Genomic DNA, 20,584 nt, shown 5'->3' on the forward strand with positions numbered 1-20,584 from the left:
ATTTTGAAAAAGTAAATCAAAAAGAAACTTGTTTCTCACACATAGCTATGTGTGTTAATGCAAGTGAAACGCCTTTTTTGAGTTCAGTAATGCTATGTTTCTATGTGTTAAAAATAATTACACCCAATGTGTTAACTTAGTTTCTTAATAGTAAATTTAATTTTTTATTTAATTTTTGAAAGCATCCAGTGCTGGTGACGGTTTTCCGTCAGGAAGCCAGGCGTTTAACTGATAACTACTCCAGCTTTTTTCGCCTTGTGGTTCCCAATAAATGACACCTAAACCTTTGTTATCAGGCACGCTTTTTACGGCTTTTATAGTAGCTTCAAGCATCTCTTTAGTGTTTTGTACCTGTTCGAAATCACCACCAACTTCGACCACCATCACTTCTTTATTGTAGCGGGAAGCCATGTCTTTTAGATTATTTTCTAAATCTAATATAGTACTTTGATAATCGGTTTTGATCCAATACGGATAATATGATAAACCAATTACATCATATTTTACCTTATTTTCAGTCGCTTTGTCAAAAAACCATCTGAATTTTTCGCTTTTATTTCCTTCATCCAAATGAACAATTACTTTAATTTTTGGATCGATGGCTTTTGTAGCTTCGTATCCTTTATCAAGTAATTGTGCCAGCTGACTGAAATTATCTGTACTGCCTTCCGGCCAAAGCATTCCGCCTGGGATTTCATTTCCAACCTGAACCCATTCCGGAGTTACTCCTGCTTTTTTCAGCAGTTGCAAAACGTCATAAGTATGCTGATACACATCGGTTAACAATTCCGGAAAAGAATGTTTTGCCCATGCTGCCGGTTTATTTTGTTTGCCGGGATCTGCCCACGAATCGCTGTAATGAAAATCGATCATGATACGCATTCCCATTTTTTGCGCACGAACTGCCATGACAACTGTTTCCTCAGGGCTGCAGTGTCCGCTGGCTTTATCATTATTCGGGTTTACCCAAACACGTAAACGAATGGTGTTTATTCCTCGGTCTTTTAATAATTGCAGACAGTCTTTTTGAGAACCGTCTGCATCATAAAATTTATAGCCTGTTGCTTCCATTTGTGGCAGCCAGCCTACATCTGCTCCATTTGAAAAGGAGTTTTTTTCGCTAATCATTTTTGGTTTACAAGAAGTAAATGCAAATATCATTAGCATTAAAAAAGATCCAATTGTAAGTGATTTTTTCATATTTTACTCTTTACTGAATGCTTGCATTACGGATAAGGCATTATTATCAAAACTATACAATGCCTGATTTTCGAAGGTAGAACCGCTTGCTGATTGTGGTCCTTTAAAAGCAACCCATTCTCCGCCCCAATACGCAAATCCTTGTCCAAATTCTGATGTTTTTACGATGTTTTTAATATCCATAACAAAAGTTCTTTGTCCTGTTGGCGTTGCCGGATAGCCGGGTACCAGCTGATCGTTTGTTCCTACAATATTATTTGTCTGATCATTATGTAATAAGGTAAAAGGATAAGCGGTTTCTGCGATCAGGACTCTTTTACTGAATTTTTGTCCTAAAGCATCAATGGTATTTTTTACTTCTGTTAAATCTTTACCGTGCCATATAGGATAATATGATAATCCAATATAGTCGTAATCAATACTTTTCATTTTAGTAAAAAACCAATCTGTGCTGCCGCCATTTACACCTGCATAATGAATCATTATTTTTGTGTTTGGTGCTTTACTGCGAACTGTTGCGCTGGCAGCACTTAATAAAGCGATACATTGTTGTTCGTTACTGATTAAATTTCCTTGTGGCCATAATAATCCGCTATTGATTTCATTACCAATTTGAATAATATCCGGCTTAATTTCTGTAATTATTGTAGCGGTATAATCAGCAACCGCTGTTTTTAAATCGGTAAAAGACAAATTTTTCCATTCTTCAGGAGTAGTCTGTTCTCCCGGATCGGCCCAATTATCAGAGTAATGAACGGTAAGCCATACTCTTAAACCGGCTTGTCTTGCTTTTTGAGCCAATTGTTTTACTTCGTTTAAACCGGAACGACCGTTTACAGGATTTTTCCATAAACGAATTCGGACGGTATTACAACCTGCATTTTTTAGTGTTGTCAGCATGGGTTCGGCTTTGCCATTGCTGTAAAATTTAGTTCCCAAAGATTCCATTTGAGGAAGAAAAGAAACATCTGATGCTCTGATAAAAGTATCCGTTGCATCCGGCGGATTCACCGCTTCTGTATCGGCCGAATCATTACTCGAGCACGAAAACTGAATTGCAGTGATCGCAAGTAAACCAAGAATTTTTATATATTTTTTCATGATAATTAGTGAAATTTTGAATTTAAAATAAGGTCTTTTTAGATAAAGAAGAAGCCTCAAAATAACCTTATTGAGGCTTCTCTTATTTTTTTAATTCAATTTATGGAGTTGCAATGAACGCATAACGACCATCTAAGTCATTGAACCAGATTTCATATTTTCCGGCCTCAACAATAATATCTCCTCCATTATCGCCCCAGCTTACATCCCATCCGCCATTAGCCTTAAACTTCATTTTTCCTGCTTTTAAAGTTTGAGTAACTTTCCAGATATGTCCGTCAAAATCCGATTTCACTAAAGGAACATCCATATTCCATCCGGTGTCATCGCCTGTTAATACCGATCCTGTCAAAGTAATTGTGGCATATGTTGTCATTGGGCCTGTATAGGGCTCAATTTTATAGGTTAGTTCTTCAAGATTAAGTTCAAAACTATAATAACCTGCAGCTGCCGTAGGGAAAACGCCCGGATCAGTATCGCTTTCTGTTGCTCTGTATTGAACTTTTGCTCCGTTTGTTCCGTAAGCCGGAGCCCAGAAACCAATTTGTTCAATTAATTTGAAACCATCTTTATTAAAAAATCCTGTATAATAGAATTTTGCAGTTTCTTTTGTATCTCTGTAAATTGGCATATTGTTACTCGTTACACTCCATCCTGCAGCGGTACCAGGTCCTACTAAAAACAAATCAATTTTAGGGAACACACCTCTGTAAGGCGTTAATGCAATGGTAATTGGTGTAGAATTTTTTGGCTCAGAAAGCGTTGTTCCAACTGTAGATTTAATTCTAACATCAATTGTTCCTTCAACATCAGGCGTAAGACCCAATTCAAGTGCTTTTGCATTAAGCTCTGCCACTGAAATAGCAGCGTGAGTAGAAGTCGTAGACGTAATATCTACCGGAGCTGCAAATTCAGTATTACTGGCTGCAAACTGTACCGTATAAGTAACGATTGTAGGTGTTCCGTAACTTACTTTTTCCCAGGTAAATGTCAAAGCAATATTGTTGGGTGTGTCTTTATTTAAAATAGTCGAAGAACCATTATCAGGTGTAATCATCGAGAAAGCCGCTTCCTGAGGCTCCAGGATCATCAAATCTGTTTCATTTTCACAAGACCAAAGTCCTGTAATTAAGGCAATAACTGTAAAGATTTTATATATGTGTTTCATTTTTCGTATCGTTTATGTTTTAAAAAAAGTTTTAGTAACCCGTGTTTTGAGTCAAATTTCTATTGGCTCCCAATGATCCTTCCGGAATAGGGAAAACGCTCATGTAAGCAGGAATCGAAATTCCTTTTGATGAATTTCCTTTCCAGGCCCAATTGTAAGATCCTCCGGTATATTTGCCAAAACGAATTAAATCTTGTCTTCGGTGTGCTTCCCAGTGTAATTCACGCGCTCTTTCATCAATTAAAAAATCCAGCGTTAACTCACTTAAAGTAATGTTTCCAACAGTCAAATTACTATTCGCTCTTTGTCTTAAAGCATTTACATAAGTTAATGCCTGAGCAGTTGTTCCGTTTCCGCCTCTTAAAGTCGCTTCTGCATACATTAAATACACATCTGCTAATCTGAATAATGGGAAATCAGTATCGGCATAAGTAGAACTGATTCCGTTTACTCCTGCGGTAGTTTTATTAGAAAATTTAGACAAAATATAACCTTGAGTTTTTACACCAATATCTTCAATATCAATAGACCTTTGTTTTGCAGGATCGCCCGCAACACCTTTCCCTATAGTATTTCTTGTATCTTGGCTGAATTTTACACCATCAAATTTTTGAGCAAATTCTTTTCTTATTCTAAGTGCTCCTGTCCAGCCGCCAATTCCAAAATCGGCACCATTGTTTTCCCATGCACCAATTTGTCCGTTTGTTAAAACCGTTGTTGCTCCCCAGTTTTGAGAAACCGCTCCATCCGACTGGATTCCGAAAATGATTTCTTCTGAGTTCTCGTTATCCGCTTTAAAGTTGTCCAGGTATTTTGGTTTCAAAGTATAACCACCGGCAATGATTTCGTTACACATTGTAATACAATCATCAAAACGATTGGCCTGAACATAAACCTGAGCATTCAGATACATTTTTGCCAAAATCATACGCGCCATAGATTGATCCAATCGTCCGTATTCATTGGTTCTGGCTGCTTTTAAATCTGGTAAAACCGCTTTTAATTCACTTTCGATAAAATCAAATAATTGTTTTCTGTTAAATTCAGGCCCCGCAAAATTTACAGGATCATTTTCAGTGTACATTGGTGCTTTTCCAAATAAATCCATCATGTTATAATACGCATACGCTCTTAAAACACGAACTTCCTTACGCCAAAGTGCAATATCTGCTAATGTTGTAGCATTTGTAATACCTCTTGAACTTAATTTTTCAGGCGTGCTCTGACGTAAAAATTCGTTGGCATAGGAAACAGAAACCATGGTTCTGCTGAACATTCCTAAAATAACAGGATTTGCGGCTGTCCAGATATTACGTTGTAATTCTGCGGTTCCTCCGTCATTTTCGTAACTCCAAACCAATTCGTCTGTCGTTAATTCCTGCATGTATAATAAACATCTTGTAAACTGGCTTGTTCCGGCATCTACCCCTTCAAGCGAAGAATTATCAGGCCCCAATACACCGGTTAAAGTTAAATTTCCGTAGACTCCTGCAAAAGCTTTTTTATATCCTTCCGGAGTCGAAAATAAAACATCAGACGAAAGAACGTCATCATCTTCAGAGACTACATTTAAGTCATCAGTACAAGAATGAAAAACGGTAGTCAATGCTAAAATTGTTATTAAAATATATTTTTTCATCTTTATTAAAATTTAAGATTAAGACCAAATAAAATAGATCGTTGTCTAGGATAAATTGTTTTGTCTACACCGTTATTGGTGATTTCAGGATCTAAACCGCTGTATTTTGTAATTACAAAAACGTTCTGAACTCCAGTCGAAAATCTTAACGATGCTTTACTGTTTAACCAGTTGTTTAAAGTATATCCTAACGTAACGTTGTCCATTTTTAAGAAAGAAGCATTCTCGATATAAAGATCTGACAATACTACATTTGAAGTAGTCTGAAAATTAGTATCTAGTATCTGAGACGGAACATTACTTAAAACCCCTCCGTTTTCCATAGCATCATATTGTGCTCTGCTGGCGTCTACGGCATTATAAATTCGGTTACCAATACTCGCTCTTAAATTGAATGAAAAATCGAATTTTTTATAATTCATATTCGATGCAAATCCTAATGTAAAGTCAGGATCTGGATTATTATAAATGTATTTATCAGCATCGTTTCTAACATTATCACCATTTAAATCTGCAAAAGCACCTTCAATTGGTTTTCCTTCGTTATTGTACATTTGTTTGTATACGTAGAAAGAATAAGGAGTATAACCTTCTCTGAAAATTTGTCCGGGAGTTCCTGTTCCTGCAATATTATCTCCTAAAAAGATATCGCTTCCGTTTACTAAATTTTTGATTCTTCTTTCAAATTTGGATACATTAAAATTCATATTCCAATTGAAATTCTCCGTTTTAATGGCATTCGCATTAAGCGTAAACTCTACTCCTTTTGTGGTAAAGCTTCCTACGTTTTGATACACACGGTTAGAGAAATTACTACCATCAGAGATTGCTGCATTTACCAGTAAATCTTTCGATTCTTTGTAATACACATCAAGTCCGGCAGATAAACGATTGTCTAAAAATCCAAAATCAAGACCTGCATTGTACGAAGTAGTTTCTTCCCATTTCAGGTTGTTTGTTCTTTTTGACGGAAGTGCAACCGGAACCGGACTTGTACCAAAATAGTATTCAGAGTTTCCGCTACCAACTTGATATTTCTGCAAGTATCCGTTTGGCTCAGGAATATCCTGCTGTCCTGTAATACCGTAACTTAATCTTAATTTTAAATCAGATAATACGGTACTTTCCTTAAAGAAATCCTCTTTGATTTTCCAGGCAAAAGCTACTGAAGGGAAATTTCCCCAACGATTCGCTTCTTCAAATCTTGAAGAACCATCTCTTCTGTAAGACAGTGTTAGTAAATATTTATCTCTGAAATTTAAGTTTGTTCTGGCAAAGAATCCTAATAAAACAACATCTGTATCCAAAGTGGTTTCAGGAAATGTTGATGGTAAATCCGGATTTAGGATATTACCTGTTTCAAATTTTGAGCTTTGAAATTTTTGATACGAATAACCTGCTGTCGCTTCAAAAACCAGTGATTTAAAGGTTTTATTATACACTAAATAAGTATCTAATAATTTATTTCGTCTGGTTGCTTCTGTATATTCATCTGTACCATACGGAATGTTGTTGTTTGATGGAGCAGAACCCGCATCAGCACCAACCAATCTTCTTCGGTCTCCGTTTGACTCATCAAAACCAACATTTACAACCGCTCTTAAAGCAGGAAAAAAGTGGAATTTATAATCAATTTCGAAATTTCCAAAAATTCTGTCATTCGTTCCTCTGTCATTGGTATTCAACAATTGCGAAACAGGATTTCTTGCTGCAGTAGATACTAAAGGATAATTTCCGTTGGAATCAATTCCGGTTGTATATTCAAAATAACCGCCATAAGGAGCGCCATCCACTTTTATGGGTTGAGTTGGATCAAAACCAATAGCAGCACCTTCAACAGCATCTGTAAATCTGTTTTTTTCGTTGGTGTAATTGGCTGAAAGCCTCAATTTTAAATGATTGTCAAGAAAAGCAGGATTCATAACTAAACCAACTGTGTTTCTTTTGAAAGTATTCGTTAAACGCAAACCTTGCTGATCTGTATTTCCTAAAGTTAAACTCGTTGGAATAATATTGAATAAACTTCCTCTAACGGCTAAACTTTGATCTATGGTTCCGGTGTTTCTGTAAATTGCTTTTTGCCAATCGGTATTTGCAGTTCCCAGTTTACTTAAATCATCGCTTCTTCTGTCGGCGATAACACTTCTAAACTCATCGGCACTAAAAACATCTACCGTTTTAGTCAGCGTTCCCGCTGCATATTGTACATTATAATCTACAGATAATGTTTTGCTTCCTTTTTTAGTTGTGATGATAATAACACCATTTGAAGCGCGTGAACCGTAAATGGCAGAAGCCGATGCATCTTTTAAAACCGTAATAGATTCTACCGTTGCAGGGTTTAGTGAAGCTAAAAAGGAAGACGAACCTGTATTGGTAGCATTATCAAGAGGCAATCCATCAATTACAATAAGAGGATCATTGCTTGCAAAAAGCGAACTTCCGCCTCGAATTCTGATTTGAGAACTAGATCCCGGAGCACCAGTTGAATTTACTGATAAACCGGCTACTCTTCCGTTCAGTAAATTTTCTGTCGTAATATTATTTCCTTTGTTAAAGTCTTTTGTAGTAAGTGCAGTAACAGATCCTGTCGCGTCTTTCTTTTTAACGCTTCCGTAACCTACCTGAACCACAACTTCTTTTAGCAGATTAGTATCTTCATCAAGAAATACCGTTATGTTTTTTTGGGTGCCAACCGGAATGGTCTGATTAGAATATCCGGTATAGGAAAACGTAATCTGACTATCTGCTTTTACTCCGGATAATTTAAATTTTCCGTCAAAGTCTGTAGAGGTACTAATATTTGCGCCTGATACTTTTATGTTTACTCCCGGTATGGGCTGTTTGGAAGATTTTTCCAATACAACGCCGGTAATTGTGTTCTGAGCAAAAACACAAAAAGGTAGTAAGAATAATAAAAGTAAAAATTTTGTTTTAATTCTTTTCATACTTTTTTAATGGGTTTGGTTTAAGATAGTTTTTGTTTATTAGTGTTGGTTACAAAATGATTGCAGCGTTATATAAGTTGTTTTATAACCTGCTTCTTAAAATAAGTTTATTCACTTTTTTAATAACTAGGAAAAGGTTTTCCTCTGTAAATGGTAATTGAAGTGTTGGTCATGTTTACATTGTTTTTGGTTAAGATAATTGGTTAGTTTTTTTTGATTGACTTGCTCTGAACAAAAAAGTAAAGCAGTATTACTCAAACGTTGTAGCTTGTCAACTCACTTTGCAAATTAAGTACAGAGCAAGGTATTTAGACAGGGAAAAATTCATTTATAAAAGGGGACAATTTCGTAAAAGTGTCTGTACAACACTTCATAAAAACATATTATCTATTTTTTTAATTCAAAAAAAATCAAAACATCAATAATTAAGCTTTAAAATAATAGAATTACTAATGAAATAGTTTGTTGTTTTTTAATCGGTTTATTCTGAAAAAAGCAATTTGATACGCTTAAATTTTAAATAAGAAAATTCAAAAAACCTATTAGAAAAAAATTACCGCAAAGAGCGCTAAGTTTTTTTTCTCTTAGCTTTTAAAAAAGGAAAAGTTCGCAAAGCTTTGTATTGATTCAGCTTTGCGAACTCTGTGTTTTTTTAAAGCAATCTTAAATAAAAACCTTTGTGTTCTCTGTGGTAAAAAACAATTACTATATTAACCTCAAAACCTTAGAGAAAGAAATATTTACCACAGAGAACGCTAAGTTTTTTTTAATATGATAAGTCTAATAACCACAGAGATCACAAAGCTTTGTCTTCATTTAGCTTTGTGATCTTTGTGTTTTTAAAGCAATCTTAAATAAAAATCTTTGTGTTCTCTGTGGTAAAATAATGTGGCAAGTATGTTTTTTAACTCTTAACTTTTATAAAGCAAAAGTTCAAAAGCTTTGTCTTCATTTAGCTTCGAACTCTGTGTTTTTATTTAAAATTAAGCTTAAATAAAATCTTTGTGTTCTCTGCGGTAAAAAAACAACTAGTAAGCATCTTTTTTTCCAAAGCAGTGAGCGTTGATTACAAAAAAACACTAAAATCATAATCCGCCATTCCTGTAAAAAACCAGTAGTGTTTTTTGAGCATTAGTTAATAAATGTGTTAATTTCGCAAAGTACACAGCTATCAACATATATTCACATAAAAAAATTGATCCTGATTTCTAATCACATCCCTTTTATTTTTCGTATATCAAAGAGCAGCATGCTTTTTAAAAAAATTTCTATGAATAAATTAAAGTTCTTTCTTGTTATTAGTCTTCTGCATCTACATGCATCCGGACAGAATTACCCGATAAGACATCTTGATATTTCATCGGGACTTTCGAACAATTCTGTTGCATCTATATATCAGGATCAAAATGGCTATATGTGGTTTGGAACTTTTGATGGACTAAACCGATATGATGGAAATGATTTTAAAGTTTACCGCCATATTCATACCGATCCAAATTCTATTCAGGGAAATGCTATTAGCTGTATCGAAGGTGATTTTGAAAATAATTTGTGGGTAGGAACAACTGCCGGACCGGTAGTTTTTAATGCAGAGCAATCTTCTTTTAGTCCGCTGCAATATTATGATACTAATAAAAAAATCAAACCTTTAAACTTTACGGCTTACGAAATAATTGCTGTTCATTCGCTACATATGATTCTCGTCGCTACAAAAGAGGGGATTGTAGTTTATAAAGAAGGGGAGAAAATTGGCACGGCAATCCCTTTCAACGGAAAATTAAATTATATCGCAAGATCAATAGCTTATAATGCAAAAAAACAAATTTTCTACGTTTTTATCACCGGAACCGGTCTTTGCCAATATGATATTAAATCAAAAAAACTAACACTTCTTAACCCTACCATTACAGGTTCAAATTGCATTAAATTGACAAATGACGGACTCTGGATAGGAACAGATGAAGGGGCGTACTTATATAATCATAACCTTAATACTTATTCTAAAAATTACTTTCTGGAAAAAACAGTCGTGCGTGATTTTTATCAGCAGGGAAACAGACTCTGGATTGCCACTGATGGTGCGGGCCTTTTTACCATTACCAAAAATCAGCCTGCTCCTGTTTTATATCGTGCCAGTGGGCCTGTTTCATTACTAAACAGTAAATCGCTGTATGATATATTTGAAAGCAAAACTGGAGAAATGTGGTTTGGAACCCTGCGTGGAGGTGTAAGTATGATGGGAGTAAAACCGCTCTATTTTAATCATTTTAAAAGCAAGGATCCGCTGACCAATAAAGAAGACGAAGATCCGGCTGCCAACTTCATGCTTTCTTTTTGTGAAGACGAAAAGAAAAATATCTGGATTGGTACAGATGGCGCCGGAATGCGATACTGGAACAGAAAACAAAACACTTACGATGTTTACTCGACCACCTCAGCTGCAGGCAGAAAAATTCAGAGCAATTTTGTTACAAGTATTGTCAGGGATGCTGATAATGCCATTTGGGTGGCGATGTGGAAAGGCGGAGTCTGTCGTATTGACCCGAAATCAAAAGCCATTCAGAATTTCTCTATTTATAATCAGATTACCAAAAAAGCAGAACAGGAATCCTGGCTGCTGTTTATAGACTCAAAAAAAACGCTTTGGCTTGCCGTTACTAATGGCGGAGCATTATATCAATTTGATAAAAAACAAAACAAATTCATTTGTTACAGCACCGCTTTGCGCGATGTTACTTGTCTCTACGAAACTCAGGACGGAAAAATCTGGGGCGGAACTTTCAATTCCTTTTTTGAGATCGATACCAAAACAAAAAAAGTAAAAAATTATCATTCAGAGTATACTATTCGATGTATAACCGAAGATGAAAATAAAAATCTTTGGATTGGTACGGTTGAAGGCGGTTTGCTTTTATTCAACCGAAAAACGGGCACTTTCAAAAAATATACCACACAAAACGGTCTTTCGAGCAATACCATTCTTCGTCTTTTAAAGGATAAAAAAGGAGATTTATGGATGAGTACGTATCAGGGAATCTCAAGATTAAATCCTAAGAACAATACTTTCAGAAATTTTGGAGTTTCTGATGGACTTCAGGGCAGTCAGTTTAGCTGGAATGCGGGAACGGAACTTTCGACAGGAGAATTTATTTTTGGAGGTATCAACGGATTCAATGTTTTTGATCCCAATACTATAAAAGACAAAAAAAATACGGGTAAGTTTTTATTAAATGATTTGCTGGTGAACAATCAGTCCTTAAAATTGGACAGCCCCTATATTACCGAAAAAAAGCTCGAAATGATCAGTGGCGCCGAACTTCCTTATGAAAAATCGGCAGTGAGTTTTGATTTTGTTTATCTTGATTATGTCAATTCAGAAAAAATCAATACCGCTTACTTTCTTGACGGATGGGACAAAGACTGGAACTATACCTCAAAAAATAACAGGGCAAATTATTCCAGGCTGACGGAAGGCACCTATATTTTTAAAGTAAAAACAACTGATGTTTTAGGCAACTGGACAAAGGAAGTAACGCTGGCAACAGTAAAAATCCTTCCGCCCTGGTACAGAACATGGTGGGCGTATACTTTTTACCTTATCGCTGCTGCCGGGGCCATTTATGCCTATGTACTTTACCACAAAAACAAAGAAAGATTGCGCTACGAAATAAAACTTTCCCGTATGGAACATAAAAAAGACAAAGAACATGCTGAAAAGCAGTCTTCGATGTTTACTTATATGGCCCATGAGCTGCGCACTCCCCTGTCTCTGATTATAAATCCGCTAAAAAGCGCGATGGACAGAAAAAACCGTTCTGAAGATGATCTCGATCTGAATCTTGCCTATAAAAATGCCAAAAGATTATTGAGCCTTACAGATCAGTTATTACTGTTTAGAAAAGCGGAAACAGATCTTGATGAACTCAAAATTTCGAAAATTAATTTAAATAACCTGTGTCGGGAAATCTACGAAAGCTTTACGCAAATGGCTGCGGTTAAAAGTCTCAATTATCAGTTTATTGAAGAAAAAACACCTGCTGAAATATACGGCGATTACGAAAAAATAGAGATTAGTCTTTTTAATTTAATCTCAAATGCTTTCAAATTTACACCAAATAAAGGTGCTATAACGATCGAAATCATCGAGAATACTGCTGATGTTTCTATCATTATATCAGATACCGGAAGCGGTATTCCTGAAAATGAAATTGATACTGTTTTTGAAAAATTCAAACAGGTTCAGTCTAAAGCCAGCAACGGATTTGGAATAGGTCTTTATGTAGTCAAATATTTTGTAAATAAACATCACGGCGAAATACAGTGTAAAAGCGAATTAGGAAAAGGTACTTCGTTTACTATTATTCTTCCAAAAGGAAAAAGTCACTTTGCAGCAATGAGCATCAATGAAAATCATCCTCAAATGTCGCCTCTTGTTGGGGAACTTTTAGAAGGAATGCCTGCTGATAATCAAAATACTCATGAAGACAAAAGTCAGCCCTCAAATCCTGAAAATATACAGTCAGCATTAATCAGTACCAAAAAAGTACTTTTAATTGTTGAAGACAATCCTGAAATGAATCATTATCTGGTGCAGCTTTTTTTCAACAACTATATTGTTTATTCGGCAGCAAATGGTCTCGAAGGTTTAAAACTTGTCGAAAAACACCTGCCGGATATTGTGCTGAGTGATATTTCGATGGAAGGCATGAACGGTTTGGATTTATGTAAAAAAATCAAGCAAAATGATGATTTAAGCCATATTCCGGTTATACTTCTCACAGCTACCACCAGCAATGATATTCACTTGCAAAGTATTACCGAAGGTGCAGACGACTATGTCACGAAACCTTTTGACAGCGATATACTTCTGGCACGTGTAGATGCTGTTCTTAGAAACAGAGGGCAATTGCGCAAGTATTACTTAGACAGTATTACACTTCGAGAAAATGTCAATAAAGTTCCTGTTGAATACAAAGAATTCCTTGATAAATGCATCGAAATCGTCGAAGCCAATCTTGAAAACAGTGAGTTTAACCTCAAAACTTTTTCTGCTGCAATGGGAATGAGTCATTCAAGTCTCTACAAAAAAATTAAAGCCATTTCAGGACAAACCGTCAATGTTTTTATAAGATCGATCAGAATCCGAAGAGCGGCTGTAATTATGCTTACAGAAAATATTAATATCGCGCAGGTAGGCCCTCAGGTAGGTATAGAAGATCAGCGTTATTTCCGTCAGCAGTTCGTGAAATTATTTGGGATGAAACCTTCTGAGTATATTAAAAAATACAGAAATTCTTTTAATAAGGAGTTGAATATTATTCAGAAGAGAGATGTAACGTAGTTATGATTTTTAACGAATAAAATAAACTTTTAATTATAATTTAATGAATAATCGCATCGCTAAAGAATTGATAGAAATGGCGCATCATGACCTGCAGGTACGCGAAGAACTTTTAAAAGAAGGGAAACTTTCACCTGGCTATAATCCTGATATGGAGCGCGTGCATCTGGAGAATGCGAAACGACTTAACGAAATCATCAATGCCATCGGCTACCCTACAAAATCAATTGTTGGCGAAGAAGCTAGTCAGGCAGCATGGCTGATTGTTCAGCACGCCATCAGTTTGCCGGTTTTTATGAAAAGATGTTATACGCTAATATCCGAAGCTGGTGATGAAGTCAGTCCGCAAAACTTTGCTTACCTGCATGACAGAATATGCTATTTTGAAGGAAGACCACAGAAATTCGGCACTCAGTTTGACAGCAACGGAATGTATCCCGTCGAAAATAAGACCGAAATGATACGCTTGCGCAAAGAACTACAACTTGACGCACACGACGAAAAATCTATAGTAGAGTTCATCCCTTCGGTTCATAAAACGGGCTTGCATCAAAATGATGCGGAGTTTAATCATTGGAGAAAGCAGGTTGGATGGTTATGAGCCTTTCTGAATATTTTAAAATATAAGAAATGACATTTTTTTTACAACTAAAAAGCCACAAACTGATTCTTTAATTGTTTAATACCGACTAACTACATTAGGATAATGTGGATTAAAATGCTGCAGAATTACTTTGGGTGTTGCAATAATTTCTTTGCGAATACTATCAAACCATTCGACCTCTTTCGTCACTTCAGCACAGCATTCGTTTTTTGAGTTGAAAAAGCTACTTTTAATTTTGATTGTATCATTGATATAACAATGTTTCATCTCCACAAAAAAAGGTTCAGTAAACATTAAATTTTTATAGCAAACCAGTTCATGATGTCCTTCCTGCAAACCCAGATGCAAAGCATTGAGTTTCTCTTTTGAAAATCCGTTATTAAATAAAAAATGATATAATAATCGAAGCGTGTATGAAATATAGGCGGTATTTTCCATTACCATATAATCATTTACATCTTCGCCGGCAACAACGTAATTTTTGCAGATCATTTAGATTCAGTTAGAGTTATTAAAAAAAGAGGCCAGTTCATTAATGAAACTGACCTCAGGCAATAGTCATGTTTAATGATCTTCCAAATCAAAAAAAGTTCTCTTTAGCTAATATGCGATGGGTAATTTCTATTAGCTAAATAGTTACTGACAGTGTTATTTTACCAATAAAAAATTATAGCTGATTTTTATTTTATCCGCAATTTTTTTTCTAACCATGCTTGGTATCTCGATATCAAAATCTTCAGGTTTTACTTCGAATGCACCAATGGCATTAACTCCGTTGGCCGCTTTTGAAATTTTTACGATTACCGTAACAGGTTTTGTTTTTCCGTGAATAGTAAGATCGCCTTTCAAGGTAAAATTTTTAGCTGTGCTTGTGATTTTTGCACTGTCAAAATCTTCTATTTTCCCTTTTAATGTTGCTTTCGAAAACTTTTCAGACTCCATATAATTTTCATTAAAATGTTCCTCCATCAGAGCCACTTTAAAACGAAAACCTTTTATAAGAACCAAAGCCGCAAAATCGCCTGTTGATTGTTCTAAAACAGCAGATACACTTTTGTTCTCGGCAGCCACTTCTTCATAAGAAGGCATTGTAGCCTGAAATTTTATATTTCCTGTTTTTGTGATCAGTTTTTGCGCAAATCCATTTGTATTGACAACTATTATCAGTAGTAATACAAAGAAATTTATAAGTTGTTTTTTCATAATAATTAATTTTCTTTAAGTCCGTCAGTATTCCATTTTACAATTACATCAATATTGGCCTGAGACATTCTTCCTGCTTGCGGCATAATCCCTTGTTGTCCTGTTTGCAGTTGAATACGGTTTAATAAACCAGCATTTTCAACCGCAGCTTTTACTTCGGCATAAGTCGTTAAAGGCCTGAAACCTGCAGATCTTCCTGCCTGATGGCAGCCTGTACAATTGCCATCAATAATTGATTTTACGTTTTTAGTGTAGCTGGTTGCCACCACCGGATCAGTCCCGGGCGTTCCCGTTCCCGGAGGTGTTACTGCTCCCGGAGGCGTTTCGATATCCTGATAAGTATCGGCATCGCTACAGCTTGTTAGTGCAAAAAGTAAAATTGTTATTGCTATTAATCTCTTCATAATGTGTCTGTTTATAGTTTTTAAAATACTCTGTATAAGTTAAATCCAAAAAAGAAATCTCCTTTACCCCAGTTGCCGGAAGCATTGGTAAGATATCCGCTCTCGCTCATTGATTGAGAATTGGTAAATATCAATTGAAAAACATGCCCGCCTGTCTCTATATCAAGACCTACAGACAAAGGATTTTCATAAAAACCAGGAGTATCAAAATTGTGCATGTATTCTAAGTTTACAGATAATCTTTTGGTGATTTTATAGCGACCGCCGCCTCCAAATGAAAATTGATTATCATTTTCGATTGTCGGATTGTAAAGGTTTTTATGAATAAAAGAAGGTACTAGCTCAAGAGATAGCCTTTCGTTAATTTTTCTTGACACCAATAACTGCTGTACATAAGTCGTGCGGTGCTTAAATTCCAGTCCTGGATATTGGTCTTTTTCTAAAAAACTATTAATATCGGCAACACTGTATCCAACAATGTCAACAGGAAAATTGGCATTTTGCCTCGCCATTCTGTATTTTAATCCGGTCTCGTACATTTTGTTTAATGTATGTCTGGAAAGACTGACCGATAACCAGTCTGTAACGCCATAAATTCCCCCTAGCTTAGTGGTTGCATTATCAAGACCAAAAAAACTATCAAAACCATCTTTTACAGTACCAAAACGATGTGAGACTACAAAATAGAACTCTTTTTTTGCTGCCATTTTTGTTGTTTGTAACGTTACAACCTGTAATGCTTTAAAAGTTGCTGCAGCATAACTATCTTCTACCTGAGTCGAATCCAGATCTTTGAGCAGATCCTCTTGCGAATAAGCCATCGTCGCCAAAAAAAGGCAGATTGGGATTAAAAATTTCTTCATAAAATTGATTAATTGTTTTGTTTATTAATGGTACACTGATCTAGTTTAATCTCCTGAAAAAGCTCATCATAACCTATGCACTTTCCTTTTACCGTCACATTTTTATTGGTAATTTTCTCTTTTATTTTTTGAGTAAAAAGACAAAAAACAGTACTTTCAAGGAGGATCACAGAGTCTGTTTGTTTGGTAATTTCACCCGTTATTTCAATAGTTTTATTGAGATATAATGAATCTGCTTTTTGTGGATTTGAGGTATAGTCTTTACTTAATTTTGCTGCTGTAAGACTAAAATCCGGCATTTCGGATGCGATATTGCGTGCTTCCTTATAAAGAAATCCGTAATAAAAATAATAGCCCGCAGGAATCAGCAAAAGCAAGACTACAATTATTAGTGTTATTCTTTTCCTTTTCATAAATAGATTTTAAATGCTGTTTTATCCGGTTATATGAAGTTGTATACCAGGATTTTACTTTATAAGTATTTCAAATTAGTCCGGTATAAATTGGACTAATTTGAAATTTCCTTAAAAAAAAATAGACCTTTTTTATATCGCCAGCGGAGCATCTTTTATCGCTACCGGCCAAACTCCAACAGCAGGAAAACTAACTCCTTTATTGGCACCTCGTACGTTTGCATCTTGTCCAAAATAATACAAAGGCCAGCCGTTGTAAACCAATTGAGATTTCCCAAATACTGTAATAACACTAAATTTAGATTTATCAAGTACAGAAGGAACTACGATTTTATCTGTTTCATAAATTGGCCAAATCGCATTGTTCGAAAAATCTGCTTTTGTAAAATTGTTTTTCTTGAAATTATCGTTCTTAAAAGTATACAGCGTTATTCCTTTAGCATCTGTAAAATAAGTAGTCAAACCATCTCCTTCAGTATAATCTGATTTATAGTTTTTAGTATCATGTCCTACAAGCTGACTTCTTACGATCATAATCGAGTAATCAGGTTTTGCAATAAACCAAACACCGCCAACTCCGTCTCCGGTTGTTTTACCGGCTGCTTCTGCAGTATTGGTTCCGTTTACACTTGGTGCGTAATAATATAAAGGCCATCCTTTATAGGTTACTTGTTTTTTGCCGGATGCTGTAGTTATGGTAGCAAAATCTGAAAATGTTAATCCTGTTCCTATTTTATCTGCCGTTAAATTATCTACCACAAAAGCAGGCCATACAGCTTCACATCCACCAGTACAAGAAGCTTGTCCGTTTGCATCTGTTGAAAAATAGTACAAAGATCTTCCGTCTTTATCAGAAAGATAAGAGCCTAATGTTGCACTGGTAGAAAGACTTACTTCTTTTTTTACTTCGGCAGTTGGAGTAGTATCATTGTTGTCACTGTTACAGCTTGTAAAAAAAGTTGTCGCTGCAAGAGCAACAAGGGCGATTTTAATTTGTTTTAATTTCATTGTTCTTTTGATTAGGTTAAGGGAGTTATTTTTTCCTCGTTTAATTGGATCCAATAGTAAAACAGCCTTGATGTAGATTACCCTACCAAAGAATTATATTTTTTTGAAAAAAAAGTAAAAAAAAAAGTGCAGAAGCCTTAATAAAACAAGATAGTTCAGGCTATAATGAAATCCTAAAACTCAGATTTGGAGTTCTTTGGAGTGAGAATGTTTCGACTTCCTCAATAGAATTTGAAAGTGAACTTACTCTGTAATATTCGCTGATTTCATTTCGTCTGTTCAGTATATTTAAGATAGAAAGTCCAATTTTATATTGAATTCCCTTTGCCGTTTCCCACTTATAAGTAGACGAAATATTAACCTGCGAAAAAATGTGCAAATTGGTATTGTTTGGTTTATTGTAAACCAATACAGGATCCGAAAGATCAATTTGAGAAAGATCCGGTGAAGTTTTTGGCCTGCCGGAGGACCATTTTGTGCCCAAAGCTATTTTAAAATTATTTTTCTCATAAATTCCTGCCCACGAAACCGTATGCATCAGCTGAAAATTGTTGGGGAAACTTGGGTATTCATAATTAGAAAAATGATAATTATTGTGGTTGTACGTATAACTTAACCAGGTTAAAAAATGATTCATTTTTTTCTGAATCAGCATTTCTGCTCCCCAAACTTCGTAGTTACCAGTTGTTTTAACAAATTCTAACTGGTTCTGAAATCCCTGGCTGGAGGTAGTAATGCCTTTTACTTTTTTATAAAAACTTTCGATATCCAGCAGCCAGTCGTTCTTTTTGTAGAATAAATTTAAGGATATCTGCCTGCTTCTCTGAATAGGAATAGTACTGTCATTTGAGGTAATCCAACGTCTTTTTTCGATGCCGAAATAATCTTTTTGCAAATCAATAATTTGTTGTGAGTTCTGGCTTTTTAGCTCGCCAAGCAATTCTAAATTCAGGTTTTTATTTATGCCGTAACTCAACTGCATGCGCGGTTCTACAATAAATTTCTTAAATTTTTCGATATAATTAATTCGGGTTCCTGCCTTAAAATAGATGCGTGAAAGTGTATCGTTAAACTTTCCTTCTACAATAAAAGCATGCGTCCTTAATACATCTTTGACTTTACGGTAGAAATCAGGATTGCTTACCTGCTCTAAATTAGTAATCCCCATTTCGTTAAACTGATAACCATCGTTTAAACTAAATTTAGAGCTAATAATATGGTTGTTTTCTAAATTAACACCATTATTGTTTACTGTATTTTCCTGAATAACAACCTGATCGCCAAATGTCGTTTTTTGGTTGGCCAAAAGTTCATAAGAAGAGTTATACACATTAATTTTAGTCGTATTAAAGCTGTTCCAGTTTCTTTTCCATGACAAATTTCCTCCATAATTCTGCTGGCGTAAAACATTGTCTTCAGATCTGTTCATGTCATATATAGTGGCACTTTGAAAAACCTCCAGATTGTCTTTGATGGTAATTAAATCCAGAATTATTTGGTCTTTACTTCCAATTTTCTGAGCATATTTTAGTGTAGCATCATAAAAACCAAATTTTTTATCACTTTGGTAATCAATATTCTGACTTTTAGAAAAATCAGTAATGGTCGTATTTTGAAATACTTTATTAAAATATTCCCTGTACGTTGGTGTTTCTACAAAATCAGTAATCGATTTACGGGCCGAAATTTCGATATAACTCTTTTTCGAAACATTGTACTTGGCGTAAACATCGGCATTAATCATATTGATTCCTGCGCTAAAAGCGTTTTTCTCTGTGTTTTCGGCAGTAGAGGAAATAGCCACAACACTAGAAACACTTTCTCCGTAAAAAGCAGAGCTTCCGTTTTTGTAAATCGAAATAGTATGTGCCAGATTGGGATTAAAAACAGATATTAAACCAAAAAAATGTCCCGTTTGAAACATTCGTATCCCATTCCATAAAAACAAATTTTGGTCGTGTGTGCCACCGCGAACATTAATGCTGGAAACACTTTCGTCAATACTGTTTACCCCAGGTATTTGCTGCATGGTCTGCAAAGCATCCGGTTCTATAAGCCCGGGAAGAATACCAAATTTCTTGGGTTTAATTTCAAATGATCCATCGGTATTTTTTGAAATTCCCGAAGCCAGAATAGCATTGGCTTTTATTTCTTCAAGTTGTGTAATTTCGGGGTCTAATACTATTTGAATACAATTTTCAGCGTCTGATTTGCCCAACAGAATTCTTTTCGATATAAATCCCACATGACTAATGATTAACAGGTTTGCATCGGCTTTGTTACATTCAAAATAGCCTTTTGCATCTGTAGCAATCTGAGCTTTGTTGGCTAAAGTAACATTGGCATTTTCAATAGGTTTTTTATCTGTACCTGAAAAAACATTACCGCAAATTCGTATTGCTTCTTTCTCTTTTTTATAAATATTAATAAACTGGTTTCCAATATTTTCAAAAGCCAAATTCGTTTTTTTTGCCAGATATTGCAATTTTTGCTCCAGCGAAAGTGTTTTTTTTGGTGGTGCTACTTCCAGGCCCGCAACATTATCTTCGGTATAATTAAAATTTACCTGATGCTGTTGTTCTATTTCAATTAATATCTTTTTTAAGGGTATAGCATTTCCTTTGTTCTGAGCAGAAAGATTCAGAACAAGAAAAAAAATCAAAATCAAAAAATGAAATGGTTTGGGGCGCAG

At 35.3% G+C, this 20,584-nt stretch carries 14 protein-coding genes; 2 read left to right on the forward strand and 12 right to left on the reverse strand.

The window, feature by feature from the left end; all coding sequences use genetic code 11:
• Window positions 1-168: 168 nt before the first annotated feature.
• The 5 genes from FLP_RS15080 to FLP_RS15100 all read right to left on the reverse strand — a co-directional run bounded on the left by FLP_RS15080 (window position 169) and on the right by FLP_RS15100 (window position 8,056).
• Entirely contained in the window at window positions 169-1,200 is a 1,032-nt protein-coding gene (locus tag FLP_RS15080) for a glycoside hydrolase family 53 protein (protein WP_065450357.1), read from the reverse strand.
• A gap of 3 nt (window positions 1,201-1,203) precedes the next feature.
• Complete coding sequence (locus FLP_RS15085; protein WP_065450358.1) at window positions 1,204-2,301, reverse strand: glycoside hydrolase family 53 protein; 1,098 nt, start codon at window positions 2,299-2,301, stop codon at window positions 1,204-1,206.
• A 100-nt stretch (window positions 2,302-2,401) separates the two neighbouring features.
• Window positions 2,402-3,469: a SusE domain-containing protein gene (locus tag FLP_RS15090; protein WP_065450359.1), complete on the reverse strand. Its 1,068-nt coding sequence runs from the start codon at window positions 3,467-3,469 to the stop codon at window positions 2,402-2,404.
• A 31-nt stretch (window positions 3,470-3,500) separates the two neighbouring features.
• Window positions 3,501-5,108: a RagB/SusD family nutrient uptake outer membrane protein gene (locus tag FLP_RS15095; RefSeq protein WP_083195886.1), complete on the reverse strand. Its 1,608-nt coding sequence runs from the start codon at window positions 5,106-5,108 to the stop codon at window positions 3,501-3,503.
• Between the two features lie 5 nt (window positions 5,109-5,113).
• Window positions 5,114-8,056: a SusC/RagA family TonB-linked outer membrane protein gene (locus FLP_RS15100; RefSeq protein WP_065450361.1), complete on the reverse strand. Its 2,943-nt coding sequence runs from the start codon at window positions 8,054-8,056 to the stop codon at window positions 5,114-5,116.
• 1,270 nt (window positions 8,057-9,326) lie between these two features.
• Here FLP_RS15100 and FLP_RS15105 point away from each other — a divergent pair.
• The gene (locus tag FLP_RS15105) at window positions 9,327-13,397 is read left to right on the forward strand and encodes a hybrid sensor histidine kinase/response regulator transcription factor (RefSeq protein ID WP_065450649.1); all 4,071 of its coding nucleotides are present in this window, start codon (window positions 9,327-9,329) and stop codon (window positions 13,395-13,397) included.
• Between the two features lie 43 nt (window positions 13,398-13,440).
• Window positions 13,441-13,998 carry a DUF6624 domain-containing protein gene (locus FLP_RS15110; protein ID WP_065450362.1) on the forward strand — a complete coding sequence of 186 codons (558 nt, stop codon included), beginning with the start codon at window positions 13,441-13,443 and terminating at the stop codon, window positions 13,996-13,998.
• A 78-nt stretch (window positions 13,999-14,076) separates the two neighbouring features.
• Here FLP_RS15110 and FLP_RS15115 read toward each other — a convergent pair whose 3' ends face one another.
• The 7 genes from FLP_RS15115 to FLP_RS15145 all read right to left on the reverse strand — a co-directional run bounded on the left by FLP_RS15115 (window position 14,077) and on the right by FLP_RS15145 (window position 20,560).
• Window positions 14,077-14,493, reverse strand: coding sequence for a hypothetical protein (locus FLP_RS15115; protein ID WP_065450363.1), 417 nt, complete (start codon window positions 14,491-14,493; stop codon window positions 14,077-14,079).
• A gap of 156 nt (window positions 14,494-14,649) precedes the next feature.
• Entirely contained in the window at window positions 14,650-15,204 is a 555-nt protein-coding gene (locus FLP_RS15120) for a YceI family protein (protein WP_065450364.1), read from the reverse strand.
• A 5-nt stretch (window positions 15,205-15,209) separates the two neighbouring features.
• Complete coding sequence (locus FLP_RS15125) at window positions 15,210-15,608, reverse strand: hypothetical protein (RefSeq protein ID WP_065450365.1); 399 nt, start codon at window positions 15,606-15,608, stop codon at window positions 15,210-15,212.
• 20 nt (window positions 15,609-15,628) lie between these two features.
• The gene (locus FLP_RS15130) at window positions 15,629-16,471 is read right to left on the reverse strand and encodes a DUF5777 family beta-barrel protein (RefSeq protein WP_065450366.1); all 843 of its coding nucleotides are present in this window, start codon (window positions 16,469-16,471) and stop codon (window positions 15,629-15,631) included.
• An 8-nt stretch (window positions 16,472-16,479) separates the two neighbouring features.
• Window positions 16,480-16,884: an OB-fold protein gene (locus FLP_RS15135; RefSeq protein ID WP_065450367.1), complete on the reverse strand. Its 405-nt coding sequence runs from the start codon at window positions 16,882-16,884 to the stop codon at window positions 16,480-16,482.
• 132 nt (window positions 16,885-17,016) lie between these two features.
• Window positions 17,017-17,892, reverse strand: a complete 876-nt coding sequence (locus FLP_RS15140; protein WP_065450650.1) for a COG4315 family predicted lipoprotein — start codon at window positions 17,890-17,892, stop codon at window positions 17,017-17,019.
• Between the two features lie 160 nt (window positions 17,893-18,052).
• Window positions 18,053-20,560, reverse strand: coding sequence for a carboxypeptidase-like regulatory domain-containing protein (locus FLP_RS15145; protein ID WP_243397561.1), 2,508 nt, complete (start codon window positions 20,558-20,560; stop codon window positions 18,053-18,055).
• Window positions 20,561-20,584 lie beyond the last annotated feature (24 nt).

This window comes from Flavobacterium piscis (genome assembly GCF_001686925.1).
GTDB classification, from domain to species: Bacteria; Bacteroidota; Bacteroidia; order Flavobacteriales; family Flavobacteriaceae; genus Flavobacterium; species Flavobacterium piscis.

Excerpts from the sequence above, each read along its gene's own strand:
- FLP_RS15110 (WP_065450362.1), top strand. The coding sequence starts at position 13,441 with ATGAATAATCGCATCGCTAAAGAATTGATAGAAATGGCGCATCATGAC.
- FLP_RS15130 (WP_065450366.1), bottom strand. The coding sequence starts at position 16,471 with ATGAAGAAATTTTTAATCCCAATCTGCCTTTTTTTGGCGACGATGGCT.
- FLP_RS15090 (WP_065450359.1), bottom strand. The coding sequence starts at position 3,469 with ATGAAACACATATATAAAATCTTTACAGTTATTGCCTTAATTACAGGA.
- FLP_RS15080 (WP_065450357.1), bottom strand. The coding sequence starts at position 1,200 with ATGAAAAAATCACTTACAATTGGATCTTTTTTAATGCTAATGATATTT.
- FLP_RS15100 (WP_065450361.1), bottom strand. The coding sequence starts at position 8,056 with ATGAAAAGAATTAAAACAAAATTTTTACTTTTATTATTCTTACTACCT.
- FLP_RS15095 (WP_083195886.1), bottom strand. The coding sequence starts at position 5,108 with ATGAAAAAATATATTTTAATAACAATTTTAGCATTGACTACCGTTTTT.
- FLP_RS15140 (WP_065450650.1), bottom strand. The coding sequence starts at position 17,892 with ATGAAATTAAAACAAATTAAAATCGCCCTTGTTGCTCTTGCAGCGACA.
- FLP_RS15125 (WP_065450365.1), bottom strand. The coding sequence starts at position 15,608 with ATGAAGAGATTAATAGCAATAACAATTTTACTTTTTGCACTAACAAGC.
- FLP_RS15105 (WP_065450649.1), top strand. The coding sequence starts at position 9,327 with ATGAATAAATTAAAGTTCTTTCTTGTTATTAGTCTTCTGCATCTACAT.
- FLP_RS15120 (WP_065450364.1), bottom strand. The coding sequence starts at position 15,204 with ATGAAAAAACAACTTATAAATTTCTTTGTATTACTACTGATAATAGTT.
- FLP_RS15115 (WP_065450363.1), bottom strand. The coding sequence starts at position 14,493 with ATGATCTGCAAAAATTACGTTGTTGCCGGCGAAGATGTAAATGATTAT.
- FLP_RS15135 (WP_065450367.1), bottom strand. The coding sequence starts at position 16,884 with ATGAAAAGGAAAAGAATAACACTAATAATTGTAGTCTTGCTTTTGCTG.
- FLP_RS15085 (WP_065450358.1), bottom strand. The coding sequence starts at position 2,301 with ATGAAAAAATATATAAAAATTCTTGGTTTACTTGCGATCACTGCAATT.